Source organism: Streptomyces sp. NPDC003023 (assembly GCF_042888225.1).
Taxonomy (GTDB): domain Bacteria; phylum Actinomycetota; class Actinomycetes; order Streptomycetales; family Streptomycetaceae; genus Streptomyces.
Map to the genome: position 1 here is coordinate 17,465 of NZ_JBIAPL010000001.1, position 12,536 is coordinate 30,000.

General features: G+C 71.3%; 8 protein-coding genes. 7 read left to right on the forward strand and 1 reads right to left on the reverse strand.

Annotated elements, in window-relative coordinates; translation table 11 throughout:
* Positions 1-452 precede the first annotated feature (452 nt).
* The 5 genes from ACFYV1_RS00045 (at position 453) to ACFYV1_RS00065 (ending at position 8,817) form a co-directional block, all read left to right on the forward strand.
* Positions 453-1,427, forward strand: coding sequence for a polyprenyl synthetase family protein (locus ACFYV1_RS00045; protein ID WP_389393035.1), 975 nt, complete (start codon positions 453-455; stop codon positions 1,425-1,427).
* A gap of 27 nt (positions 1,428-1,454) precedes the next feature.
* Positions 1,455-2,996, forward strand: coding sequence for an acyl-CoA carboxylase subunit beta (locus ACFYV1_RS00050; RefSeq protein ID WP_389394525.1), 1,542 nt, complete (start codon positions 1,455-1,457; stop codon positions 2,994-2,996).
* Positions 2,997-3,006: 10 nt separating this feature from the next.
* Complete coding sequence (locus ACFYV1_RS00055) at positions 3,007-3,231, forward strand: acyl-CoA carboxylase epsilon subunit (RefSeq protein ID WP_389393036.1); 225 nt, start codon at positions 3,007-3,009, stop codon at positions 3,229-3,231.
* 135 nt (positions 3,232-3,366) lie between these two features.
* Positions 3,367-6,354: a BTAD domain-containing putative transcriptional regulator gene (locus ACFYV1_RS00060; RefSeq protein WP_389393037.1), complete on the forward strand. Its 2,988-nt coding sequence runs from the start codon at positions 3,367-3,369 to the stop codon at positions 6,352-6,354.
* A 615-nt stretch (positions 6,355-6,969) separates the two neighbouring features.
* Positions 6,970-8,817 (forward strand): BTAD domain-containing putative transcriptional regulator, encoded by a 1,848-nt coding sequence (locus ACFYV1_RS00065; RefSeq protein ID WP_389393038.1) that lies wholly within the window; start codon positions 6,970-6,972, stop codon positions 8,815-8,817.
* Positions 8,818-8,890: 73 nt separating this feature from the next.
* On the opposite strand, the gene ACFYV1_RS00070 is transcribed toward ACFYV1_RS00065, so the two are convergent.
* On the reverse strand, positions 8,891-9,130 hold the full coding sequence (locus ACFYV1_RS00070; protein ID WP_389393039.1) for a DUF6269 family protein: 240 nt from the start codon (positions 9,128-9,130) through the stop codon (positions 8,891-8,893).
* Between the two features lie 149 nt (positions 9,131-9,279).
* On the opposite strand from ACFYV1_RS00070, the gene ACFYV1_RS00075 reads away from it, so the two are divergent.
* Both ACFYV1_RS00075 and miaB read left to right on the forward strand, forming a co-directional pair.
* Positions 9,280-10,854 carry a tryptophan 7-halogenase gene (locus ACFYV1_RS00075; protein ID WP_389393040.1) on the forward strand — a complete coding sequence of 525 codons (1,575 nt, stop codon included), beginning with the start codon at positions 9,280-9,282 and terminating at the stop codon, positions 10,852-10,854.
* A gap of 121 nt (positions 10,855-10,975) precedes the next feature.
* Complete coding sequence (gene miaB / locus ACFYV1_RS00080) at positions 10,976-12,502, forward strand: tRNA (N6-isopentenyl adenosine(37)-C2)-methylthiotransferase MiaB (protein WP_389393041.1); 1,527 nt, start codon at positions 10,976-10,978, stop codon at positions 12,500-12,502.
* Positions 12,503-12,536 lie beyond the last annotated feature (34 nt).

Genomic DNA, 12,536 nt, shown 5'->3' on the forward strand with positions numbered 1-12,536 from the left:
CTCCGAGCGGCCCGCACGAGGTCGTCGACCCATGGCCGCGAGGTGTCGGGTCCGTTGCGGCCGGATTAATTTCTTCGCGGCGTTGTCCCGCGAAATACCGGCACGAGCGAGGAACGCGACGACTGTCGATCCGGGAAACCGAAGAGCGGGAATTCACGCGGCCGCCAAATGGTGCCGGCCCTTCCGTCGCAGGTCCGTGATGCGGAGCGGGCCCGCGGGGGTCCACACGGAAGCGACCGGTTACCGCCGGAAACTGCCATGGCACCTTCATGTCATGCCACTTGGCTGCCCTCCGGCGCGGCGGGACAGTTGCGGTCGGTATCCGTGAAATGCGCGACGCCCCGCCGGGGCGTGCCGACAGAGGGGCTCTCGTGACGGCGCAACAAACATGCGGGGACTCCGAATTCACCTTGCGTCCGTCCTCCTCCCGCGGAATCCTGGAGCAGCTCGGCATGAAAGAGCCTGCCTTCGAGTCCAGAATGCGCGATGCGCTCACCGAGGCGGAGAAGTGGCTCCAGGACTGTGTCGGCAGCGCACCGGACCCGCGAATCGCGGCAATCACGCGTCATCTGGCCGCGGTCGGCGGAAAGCGTTTGCGGCCGCTGCTGGTGCTGCTCGGCGCGGAGTTCGGCGAGCCGTGGCGGGAAGGTGTCACCCAGGCCGCGGTCATAGCGGAACTGGTCCACATCTCCTCGCTCCATCACGACGATGTGATGGACGGGGCCGACACCCGGCACGGGGGCCCGAGCGTCCACGCGGCGTGGGGCCGGCGGGCCGCGGTGTTCAGCGGCGACTGGCTGCTCGCCCGAGCGGCCCGGATCGCCGCCGGCCTCGGCGCGGAGGCAGTGGACCTCAACGCGCGGACCGCGGGCCGGCTGGTGGCCGGGCAACTGCGTGAACTGACCGGGCCGGCACCCGGACAGGACCCCTTCGCGCACTACTTCAAGGTGACGGAGGGCAAGACCGCCGCACTGCTGTCCATGAGTCTGCGCATCGGCGCCGTCCAGGCGGCGGCGCCCGCCGCCCGTGTCGAGGCTCTCGCCGAGTACGGCGAGCAGCTCGGAGTCGCGTTCCAGATCGCCGACGATCTGCTCGACCTCACGGCACCGGCGGAGCACACGGGCAAGGAGCAGGGAATGGACCTGCTCGCCGGCATCCCGAGCCTGCCCGTCCTGCTGGCGCTGCACGGTGACGAACCGGGCGACCGCGAACTGCGCGACCTCCTCGCGGCCGGCCCCACCTCCGGTCCCGGAGTCCACCGCCGCGTCCTGGAGCTCTTCCGCCGCTCACCCGCGACCGCAGAGGCGGAGGCACTGATGCGCCAACGGCTGGACCGTGCCCGCGCGCAGCTGGAGGGGCTGCCGGAGCTGCCGGCCCGGCGCGCGCTCACCAGGCTCTGCGACTACGTCGCGCTGCGAACCGCCTGATCCCGACAAGGAGGTTTCGACATGACGATGTACGAGCGGGTCGTCGAACTCGCGAAGATCAGGAGTGACGTCCTCGACGGCGTGAAGCAGGCGACCGAGGCGCAGCATGCGAAGGGCAAGCTGACGGCCCGGGAGCGGATCGCTTTGCTGGTGGACGAGGGTTCGTTCCGTGAGGTGGAGCAGTTGCGCCGGCACCGGGCGACGGGTTTCGGTCTGGAGGCGAAGAGGCCGTACACCGATGGTGTGGTGACGGGGTGGGGGACGGTCGAGGGCCGGACGGTCTTCGTGTACGCGCATGATTTCCGGATTTTCGGCGGCGCGTTGGGTGAGGCGCATGCGACGAAGATCCACAAGATCATGGACATGGCGATCGCGGCGGGTGCGCCGCTGGTGTCGTTGAACGACGGTGCGGGTGCGCGGATCCAGGAGGGTGTCTCGGCGCTGGCCGGTTACGGCGGTATCTTCCAGCGGAACACGAGGGCGTCGGGGGTGATTCCGCAGATCTCGGTGATGCTCGGCCCGTGCGCGGGTGGCGCCGCCTACAGTCCGGCGCTGACCGATTTCGTGTTCATGGTGCGTGAGACGTCGCAGATGTTCATCACGGGGCCGGATGTGGTCAAGGCGGTGACGGGGGAGGAGATCACCCAGAACGGTCTGGGCGGTGCGGACGTGCACGCCCAGACGTCGGGGGTGGCGCACTTCGCCTACGACGACGAGGAGACCTGCATCGCCGAGGTCCGTTACCTCCTGTCGATGCTGCCGGCCAACAACCGGGAGAACCCGCCCGCCGCCGCCTGCGACGACCCCGCCGACCGCCGCTGCGAGCGGCTGCTCGAAATCGTCCCGTTGGACGGCAGCCGGCCCTACGACGTGCGCACCGTCGTCGAGGAGATCGTCGACGACGGCGACCACATGGAGGTCCACGAACAGTGGGCGACCAGTGTCGTCACCACCCTCGCCCGCCTCGACGGCCGGGTCGTCGGCATCGTCGCCAGCCAGCCCCAGTCCCTGGCCGGCGTCCTGGACATCGAGGCCTCGGAAAAGGCCGCCCGCTTCGTGCAGATGTGCGACGCCTTCAACATTCCTCTGGTCACCCTCGTCGATGTGCCCGGCTTCCTGCCCGGTGTCGACCAGGAGCACGGCGGCATCATCCGCCACGGCGCCAAACTCCTGTACGCGTACTGCAACGCCACGGTCCCCAGGGTGCAGGTCATCCTCCGCAAGGCGTACGGCGGCGCCTACATCGTCATGGACTCCCGCTCCATCGGCACCGACGTCTCCTTCGCCTGGCCCTCCAACGAGATCGCCGTCATGGGCGCGGAAGGGGCCGCGGGCGTCGTCTTCCGCCGCCGGATACAGGCGGCCGACGACCCGGAGGCCATGCGAGAACAGCTGGTCAAGGAGTACAAGGCCGAACTCATGCACCCCTACTACGCGGCCGAACGCGGACTCGTCGACGACGTCATCGACCCCGCGGACACCCGGTCGGCGCTCATCGCCGCACTCGTGATGCTGCGCACCAAACACGCCGACCTGCCCACCCGCAAGCACGGCAACCCGCCCATGTGAGGAGACCCCGATGTCCGTACCGGTGTCCGAAATCCCGTCCGACCCGTCGCTGTTCAAGGTGATCAGAGGCCGCCCCACGCCGGAGGAACTCGCGGCCCTCGCGGCTCTCCTCGGCGCCCTTACCGCCCCTGTGGCCACCGGGGCCGTCGCGGACCCGCGGGCGCACGGACCCGTGCCCGCCGCCTGGGGCCGCCGGGAGTCCTTCCCCCCGATGTCCTGGATGGCGAGGCGGTGAGACGGTCCTCCGGGGTCGGCACGGCAGTTTGCTGCCACCGTCGCTGCATGGCCGGACGGAGCCCCGTCATCCGGTGAAGAAGAAGGCGAAGCCGGTCGCAGAGGTGCTGTGCGACCGCGATCAGGAGGCAGTTTCGTGCTTCAGGTGGTGTTCCGGATCCTGGGGCCGTTGGAGGTCAGCGCCGACGGGCGCCCGGTCGTGCTCCAAGGAGCCCGCCAGCGCACCATCATGTCGATGCTGCTGCTCGCGCCCAACCGCGTGGTGTCCGTCGACACCCTCGCCGACGCCGTCTGGCGCGGCAGCCCGCCGGCCACGGCCCGCAACCAGATAGCCATCTGCGTCTCCGCCCTGCGCAAGACGATCAGGAACGCGGTCGGTGTCGAGGACGTCCTCGTCACCAGCCACCCCGGTTACATGCTCTTCGCCGGCGAACACCGCATCGACGCCGTGGAGTTCGAGGAGCACGCCGCCAGGGGCCGGGAGGCCGCCCGCCGTGGCCGGCCGGAAGCGGCGTGCGCCTTCTTCGAGGAGGCCCTCGCCATGTGGCGCGGCCCCGCCCTCGAAGGCGTCTCGACCGAACGCGTGGAGGTGGAGGCCGCCCGGCTCACCGAGATGCGCCTCGACGTGTACGAGGAGCACGCCGGTCTGCGGCTTCAGCTCGGTCAGCACCGGGAAATGATCGGCGAGCTCAGCGCGTTCGTACGCGAACACCCGCTCAGGGAACAGGCCAAGGCACACCTCATGCTCGCCCAGTACCGCTCCGGCCGCCGGGCGGAGGCACTGGAGACCTACCGCGAGGGACGGCGGGTGCTCGCCGGGGAACTGGGCATCGATCCCGGGCCCGCCCTGCAGGAGCTGCACGAGGAGATCCTCGCCGACTCCCCGGAACTCAGCCTGCCCGCGGAGACGATCGCACTCGTCCCGGTGACGGCTGTGCCGGCTCATCTGCCTGCCAGCGCCGCCTCCTTCACCGGACGCCGGGTCGAACTCGCCTCGCTGGACCGGCTGCTGGACCACCTGGACGGCAGCACACTGCCGGTCGGCTCCATCACCGGCATCGGCGGCGTGGGCAAGACGGCCCTCGCCGTGCACTGGGCCCATCAGGTCGCCGCGCGCTTCCCGGACGGCCGGCTCTTCGCCGACCTGCGCGGCTACGACGGGGAACAGGCGCCCCGCACCCCCGGCGCCGTACTCGACAGATTCCTGCGCGCCCTCGGCGTTCCCGGACCGCAGATCCCGGCCGAGCAGGTGGAGCGCACCACGTTGTTCCGCAGCGTCCTGGACGGCCGCCGGGTGCTGATCGTGCTCGACAACGCCCGCTCCTTCCAGCAGATACAGCCGCTGCTGCCCGGCAACGGACGCTCCTGCGTCCTCGTCACCAGCCGGGACAGCATGGGCGGCGCGCTCGCCGGCGACTACTCCTTCGTACCCCTGCACCTCGGTTCGCTCGAACCGGACGAGTCCATCGCACTGCTCTCCCGCGTCGCGGGAGACGACCGCTTCAGCAACGACCCGGTCGGTGCCGCACGCCTCAGCGAGCTCTGCGACCGGCTGCCGCTCGCGCTGCGGGTGGCAGCCGCCCGCCTGGCCGCCAAACCGCACTGGACGGTACGGACTCTCGTTGCCCGGCTCGAGGACCAGCGCCGCAGGCTCGACGAACTCAGCCTCGACGAGCGCGGTGTCCGAGCCGGACTGCGGCTCAGCTACCGTGACCTGCCCCCGGACACCGCGCGCATGTTCCGGCTGCTCGGCACGCTGGACGTGCCGGACTTCGCCGCCTGGGCCGGCGCGGCTCTCCTCGGCATCGACGCCGTCGACGCGGAGGACCTGATCGAGCAGCTCGTCGACGCACAGCTCCTGGAGCCGCTCAGCGCCACCACCGGCCGTGTCCGCTACCGGTTCCAGGAGCTGCTGCGGCTCTACGCCCGCGAGTGCGCGGAGGCGGAGGACAGCGCGGAGGTGCGGCGGGCGGCGCTCCGCCGTGCCTACGGCGCGTGGCTGGGCATGGCCGGCGAAGCGCATCGCCGCGTGTACGGCGGCGACTACACTGTCCTCCACGGTCCGGCGCCGCTGCACCCGCTGCCGGGCGCCCTCGTCGACGGCCTGCTGGACGACCCCATGGAGTGGTTCGAGACCGAACGCTTCTCCATCACCGGCCTGGTGGACCAGGCGGCCGGGGAGGGCGAGGCCGCCTACGCCTGGGACCTGGCGATGACCGGTGTGACCCTCTTCCAGAACCGCAACTACCTGGAGGACTGGCGCCACTGCGGCGAACGGGCCCTCGAAGCGGCCGTCCACGCCGGGGACACCCTGGGCGAAGCGGCGATGCTGCACTCGCTCGGCACCCTGGAGATCGTCCAGTGGGCGTACGACTCCGCGTACGAACGCCTCGCCCTGGCGCTGCGGCTGTTCGAGCGCCACGGCGAGCACCAGGGACGCGCCCTGGTGCTCCGCAACCTGGCGCTGTGCGAACGCCATCGTGGAGACATGGACCGTGCCAGACAGATGGGATACCGCTCGCTGGAGACCTTCCGGGCGGTCGGCGACCACTACGCCTCCGCGCATGTACTGGGGCTGCTGGCGCAGATCGAACTGGAGCGGGGAGACCCGCAGGAGAGCCTGGTGCTGTCCTCCGAAGCGGTCGCCCGCAGCCGGGGGCTCGGCACCGCGCGGGGAGAGGCGCAGAGCACCGTCAGACTGGCGGAGGCGCTGCTGCACTGGGGGGACGGCCGACGTGCGGAGGAGGCATCCCGGCGCGCCCTGGAACTCGTCAGGAGCAGCGGCGACCGCCGGGGCGAGGCGCACGCCCTGCGCACGCTGGGCGAGGCGCTGCTGCACCGGAAGCGGACCGAGGAGGCCATGGCGGTCCTGCGGGAGGCGCTGACCGCCTCGGGCGAGGTGCCGGACCGCTACCTTCAGGCACGGGCGTCGGTCGTCCTCGGATGCGTACAGGCCCTTCACTCGGACCGTGAAGGGGCGGCGGGCAGTCTCAGGGCGGCGGAGGAACTCTTCACCGATGTGGGTGTGCCGGCCTGGCGGGACCGCTCGGCGCAGCTGCGTGCGGTGATCAGCGGCGGCGGTCGCCTCGACGCGCAGAAGTTGTGCGCGCTGGCCAGGCCCTGACACGGGCCGGAGCGGCCGGCGGGGCCCGCGGCGGACGGGCGGGCCGCTCGTCCGCCGCACGCCCCGCCGGCCGCTCGTCCGCCGCGCACGCCCCCGCCGGACGGGTCGTCCGTCGCGCACGCTCCCGCCGGGCCGCTCGTCCGTCGCGCACGCCCCTGCCGGGTGGCGTTCGCCCGGCCCGTCGTCGGACGCGCCGGCAGGGGCTCTTCAGGCCCCGCGGCCGTGGAAGGTGCGGCGCACGAGATCGACTTCTTGCGCGCCGGATGTGTCTACGGGACGACCGTCCAGGGATCGTCGGCGGCCGCCGTGGTCACACCGGCCGGCCGCGTGGCCGGGATGATGAGGCTTCTCATGGTGTTCCTCCCCTGTGCGAGGCTCTGCCCGGGCGCGGTGAAGAGTTCCGACTCTCCACTGTGGGCCGATGCGCTGCGGTACGCGACGTACGCTACGGACGCCCCTTTTTGAGCTTCTTTCGTGTCGATTTCGAAAGCACGAAATCCAGTCGATGCCGAGGGAAAATCCCCGCTCGGTAACGTGCCCGGCGGTTGGCCCTGCGATCGGCACGGGCCCGCGGAACGGGGTCGGCCCTCAATGGATTTCAGGATCCTCGGACCCGTGTCGGCCGAAATGGACGGCCACGCGGTTGCACTCGACGGCAGCAAGCAGCGCACGACGCTCGCGGCGCTGCTGCTCGCCGACGGCAGGGTCGTGCCCGATGAGCGACTGACCGCCGTGCTGTGGGGCTGGGATCCGCCGGCGACCAGCACCAGGCAGCTCTACACCTATGTGTCCCGGCTGCGCACCCGTCTCGGCCCGGGCATCGGTCTGGAGCGTCAGGGCCCCGGCTACCGCATGGAGACCGGCGACGCCGCCCTCGACTGGGCCGCCTTCCGGGAGGCGGTGCGCGCGGCACGCATCGACCTGCACGCGCAGCGGTACGACGAGGCGGAACGCCGGCTCGCGCAGGCCCTCGCCCTGTGGCGCGGACCGGCGTTGACGGGCGTCACCGAGTATCTGCTGGAAACCGAGGGGCCTTTCATGCAGGAGGCCCGTCTCGCCGCTGTCGAGGACCATGTGGAGGCGGCGCTCGCCCTCGGCCGGCACACTGACGTGATTCCCGCCCTCACCCAGCAGGTGTCCTTGCAGCCGGTCCGTGAACGGCTCCGCGGCCAGCTGATGACCGCCCTGTTCCGCAGCGGCCGCCAGGCCGACGCGCTCGCGGTCTACGACGAGGGGCGCAGAGCGCTGGCGGACGAGCTCGGCATCGGCCCCGGACCGTCGCTGCGCGCCCTGCACCAGGAGGTCCTGACCGGGACGCTCGCGCCGCCCGAGACTCCCGAACGCGCGGAGGTCACGGCCGCCCCGCCGACCGCACCGGCGGACGCGCCCTCGCGCAGGGCCGCCCCTGACGCCCGGCCCGCGTCCTCGGGCGCGCCCGCACGGTCGGTCCTCGTGCCGGCGACGCTGCCCGCCGCTCCCGCCGACTTCACCGGCAGGGCCGCCGAGACCGGCGAAGTGCTGGCCGCGCTGCGGCACCAGGACGTGGTGATCACCGGTGCGACCGGAACGGGCAAATCCGCCCTCGCCCTGTGGGCGGCCGAGCGGTGCAGGGACGATTTCCCGCAGGGCCGGCTCTACGCGGATCTGCGCACCGCGGACGGCGGGGCCCGTACCCCGGCCGAAGTGCTCGGCTGGTTCCTGCACGCGTTGGGCGTCGCGCCCGACCGAACGCCCTCCGCGGTCGACGAGCGGATCCAGCTCTACCGGACGCTGCTGTCCGGCCGGCGGATGCTCGTCGTCCTCGACAACGCCTTCGACGACACTCAGGTGCGTCCGCTGCTGCCCGGAGAGGGCGCGAGCCGCACCGTCGTCACCGGAGTCCGCTCCCACCTGGCGTCGCTCGAAGGCACCCGGCTGGTGCGGCTCGGCCCACTGAGGCGTGCGGACGCGAGGCGGCTGCTCGCCGCCGTCGCGGGCGCCGCGCGCCTCTCCGCCTCGCCGGAGGCGGCCGGGCGCATCGCCGAGTACTGCGAGCGCCTTCCGCTCGCTCTGCGCATCGCGGGCGCCCGGCTGGCCGCGCACCCGCACTGGTCGGCAGGGCTGCTCGCCGAACGGCTGGCACAGCCGGAGCGCCGGCTCGCCGAACTGCGGCTGGGCAGCCTCGACGTCCGGGCCGGTCTGCGTGGCATCGTGGACCGGCTGGAGCCGGCCGCGCGGACCGCGCTCTGTGCCCTGGCGGCTGCCGGACCGGCACGGCTGACCGCGAGTGAGGCGGCCGCCCTGCTCGGGACCGGGCCCGACGAGGCAGAGGAGCTGCTGGAACGGCTGGTCGAAGCCCAGCTGCTGGACGCCTGGAGTGTCGACGGCGACGCCCGGCTGTGCTACCGCCTCGCGCCGCTCGTCCAGCTCTTCGCCCGGGCCGAATGCGCCACCGGACCCGCCCCGTCGGTGCTCTCACCCTGACCGGACCCGCCGCTTCTTCGGGGTCCGGCCCGACGGACGGTGCTGCCACCGCCGCCCGCCGGTCCGGTCCGGCTCAGCCGCAGCCGCCCGCGTGCCCCTCGTCCAGGCCGTACACCGGTACGGCCTCCTCGGCCTGCGGGCCGCCGGCCGCCAGCGCGTTCAGCACGTCGACGTAATCGGCCAGCAATTCGGCCCACGGCGTCGAACTGTCCCGCAGCAGCAGTTCCTGGTCGGCCGTTCCCTCATGCTCGATTTCGGCCAGAACGTCGAGCGGGTTGCGGACTCGGGACGGGCTGACTTTCGCGTAGGGCATCGTTCCTCCTGTGATTGAGTCCGGTTACCTTCAAGGTCCGGCAACAACAGGTTCTGATGCTTCGGCATATGATTTCTCCGGTCCGTCTGTATCGACCGGTACAGCTCCCGTATAGACGCCGTACAAGGAATACGGACAGGCTCTGTCCCATGGACAGTCACATCACGCGAATCGTCGTCGTGGGCGGCACCGCCGCCGGATGGACGGCCGCCGCCCGGCTCGCGACTGCGTTCCGCGAAACCGTCTCCGTCACCGTGATCGAGACACCGTCGCGCATCGATCTGGCTGAAACGGGCCAGATCACGGCCCTCGGACCGGAGATCCAGCGGGAGCTCTTCGACCGTCTCGGTGTTCCCGAGGACGAATGGATGCGGGCCTGCCGGGCATCGTTCAAAGTGGCTGTCCGGTACGTGAACTGGCGCACGGAGGGGCCGGCGGAAACAGCCGCCCGTGTCGTACCGGGCGGAGCCGCCGACCGATTCCATCAGCCGTGCGACGGAATTCTCCAGTGTGACGACGTGCCCCTCTCGGACCACTGGCACCACCGCCGGAAGAACGGCGAGACGGCCGAGGCGTTCGATTACGCCTGCTTTCGCGAGCCGCCGCTGATGGACGCCAAGAAATCACCCCGGTGGCTGGACGGCCGGGCGGCCCTTCCCTACGGCTGGCATGTCGACGTCCGCGGGTTCACGGAATACCTGCGGAATGTGGTCACCGCACGTTTCGGCGTACGGTCCGTGCACGGCGAACTGCTGCGCGCGGAGCGCGACGGGGACGGCATGCTCACCGTTCTGCACACCACCACGGGGCGGGCCGTCCCCGGGCAGCTCTTCGTCGACTGCACCGGGCCCGAGGGACTGCTGATCGCCGGTGTGCTGGGGGAGCCGTTTCTCACCGCCCAGGACCGGTTGCTGTGCGACAGCGTGGTCACGGCCGAGATCCCGCACCGGAGCGCCGTGCACGGCATCGAGCCGTACGCCACGGCCACCGCCCTCCCGAACGGCTGGGCCTGGAGGATGCCGCTGCCCGGTATGTTCGGTTCCGGCCATGTCTACGCGAGTAACTGGACAGACCGGGACGAAGCGGCGCGCGAGCTGTGCGCCCTGTGGGGCGTCTGCCCGGAGCGCACACCCGTGCGGCACACCGAGTTCCGCGCCGGCCGCAGCCGCCGTACCTGGGTGAAGAACTGCGTCGCCGTGGGATCCGCCGCCGGCATGGTCGAGCCGCTGGCGGGCGACACGATGAACGGCGTGATGACAGCCCTGGACCGGCTGGTACGCGACTTCCCACCCCTCGGGGACCGGGAGGGACCTGCCGCGCGTTTCAACCGTGCCGCCGAGACCGCCTGGGCGCGGGCCCGTGACTTCGCCCAACTGCTGTACCGCATCGCACCGCGCGCGGACACGCCGTTCTGGAAGTCCCAGCGCGAACTGCCGCTCTCGGCGGAGCTCGAGGACTGCCTGGCCGCCCACCGCTCGGGCCTCACCCCGGAGAACCACGAACTGGCGTACGCGGGAGTCCTCGCGGCGCTGGAGCCGAACGGCTCCACCGGGCGGGCCGCCCTGGCGCACCGCCGCGACGCCCGCGCCGTGGCCGACGCCCACTTCCTGCGGATCAAGCGGCAGCAGCAGATCCTGCTGGAGACGCTGCCCTCGGCACAGCGATACCTGGAACGGCTCCACACCCGCCCCACGCCCAGGCCGGCCGTAGTCGCTCCGCTCTGAACTCCGCGCAGTGCCTGGTGGGCTCCTGTGCCTGCTCCTGGCGTCCCACCGTCCTGGACAGCCGGGGCGGGCCCACGAGCGCTGCGGCAGGTCACCTCCCGGGAGCACCTACCCTTGAGCGGTGACCAACAGCAGCGACCGGAGCCCCGCGGTGAACGTTCAAGGAACCAAGAGTTACGAGATCCGCACCTACGGGTGCCAGATGAACGTCCACGATTCCGAGCGGCTCTCGGGCCTCCTGGAGGACGCGGGCTACGTGCGCGCGCCCGAAGGTTCCGACGGCGACGCCGACGTCGTCGTCTTCAACACCTGCGCGGTGCGGGAGAACGCCGACAACAAGCTCTACGGGAACCTCGGCCGGCTCGCCCCGATGAAGACGAAGCGGCCCGGGATGCAGATCGCCGTGGGCGGCTGCCTGGCCCAGAAGGACCGCGACACCATCGTCACCAAGGCGCCGTGGGTCGACGTCGTCTTCGGTACGCACAACATCGGAAAGCTCCCGGTGCTGCTCGAGAGGGCACGCGTGCAGGAGGAGGCGCAGGTCGAGATCGCGGAATCGCTCGAGGCCTTCCCCTCCACGCTGCCGACCCGCCGTGAATCGGCCTACGCGGCCTGGGTGTCGATCTCCGTGGGGTGCAACAACACCTGCACGTTCTGCATCGTGCCCGCGCTGCGCGGCAAGGAGAAGGACCGCCGGCCCGGCGACATCCTCGCGGAGATCGAGGCACTGGTCGCCGAAGGCGTCAGCGAGATCACCCTGCTCGGCCAGAACGTCAACGCCTACGGCTCCGACATCGGCGACCGCGAGGCGTTCAGCAAGCTGCTGCGTGCCTGCGGGAACATCGAGGGCCTCGAGCGGGTCCGCTTCACCTCCCCGCACCCGAGGGACTTCACCGACGACGTGATCTCCGCCATGGCGGAGACGCCGAACGTGATGCCGCAGCTCCACATGCCGCTGCAGTCCGGATCCGACACGATCCTCAAGGCGATGCGCCGCTCGTACCGGCAGGAGCGTTTCCTCGGAATCATCGAGAAGGTGCGCGCGGCCATTCCGCACGCCGCCATCTCCACCGACATCATCGTCGGCTTCCCGGGCGAGACCGAGGAGGACTTCGAGCAGACCATGCACACGGTGCGCGAGGCCCGCTTCGCGAACGCCTTCACCTTCCAGTACTCCAAGCGCCCCGGTACCCCGGCGGCGACCATGGACGGGCAGATCCCCAAGGAGGTCGTCCAGGAGCGCTACATGCGCCTGGTCGCGCTTCAGGAGGAGATCTCCTGGGAGGAGAACAAGACACAGGTCGGGCGCACGCTCGAGGTCATGGTCGCGGAGGGCGAGGGCCGCAAGGACGGAGCCACCCACAGGCTCTCCGGCCGCGCCCCCGACAACCGTCTCGTCCACTTCACGAAGCCCGACGCGGATGTGCGCCCGGGCGACGTGGTGACCGTCGAGATCACCTACGCGGCCCCGCACCACCTGCTGGCGGAGGGTGCGGTCTCTTCGGTGCGCCGCACCCGCGCCGGTGACGCGTGGGAGAAGCGCAACGCCGCGGAGACCGCCAAGCCGGCCGGTGTGATGCTCGGCCTGCCCGCGGTGGGCGTGCCCGCGCCGCTGCCGCCGGCGACGGGCGGCTGCGCGGTGGTCTGACCGCGGCACGGGGGACAGGACGCGGGCCCGGCTT

Bases quoted from the DNA above. Each gene is read 5' to 3' on its own strand.
- ACFYV1_RS00075 (WP_389393040.1), top strand. From the start codon at position 9,280: ATGGACAGTCACATCACGCGAATCGTCGTCGTGGGCGGCACCGCCGCC.
- ACFYV1_RS00070 (WP_389393039.1), bottom strand. From the start codon at position 9,130: ATGCCCTACGCGAAAGTCAGCCCGTCCCGAGTCCGCAACCCGCTCGAC.
- ACFYV1_RS00050 (WP_389394525.1), top strand. From the start codon at position 1,455: ATGTACGAGCGGGTCGTCGAACTCGCGAAGATCAGGAGTGACGTCCTC.
- ACFYV1_RS00045 (WP_389393035.1), top strand. From the start codon at position 453: ATGAAAGAGCCTGCCTTCGAGTCCAGAATGCGCGATGCGCTCACCGAG.
- ACFYV1_RS00055 (WP_389393036.1), top strand. From the start codon at position 3,007: ATGTCCGTACCGGTGTCCGAAATCCCGTCCGACCCGTCGCTGTTCAAG.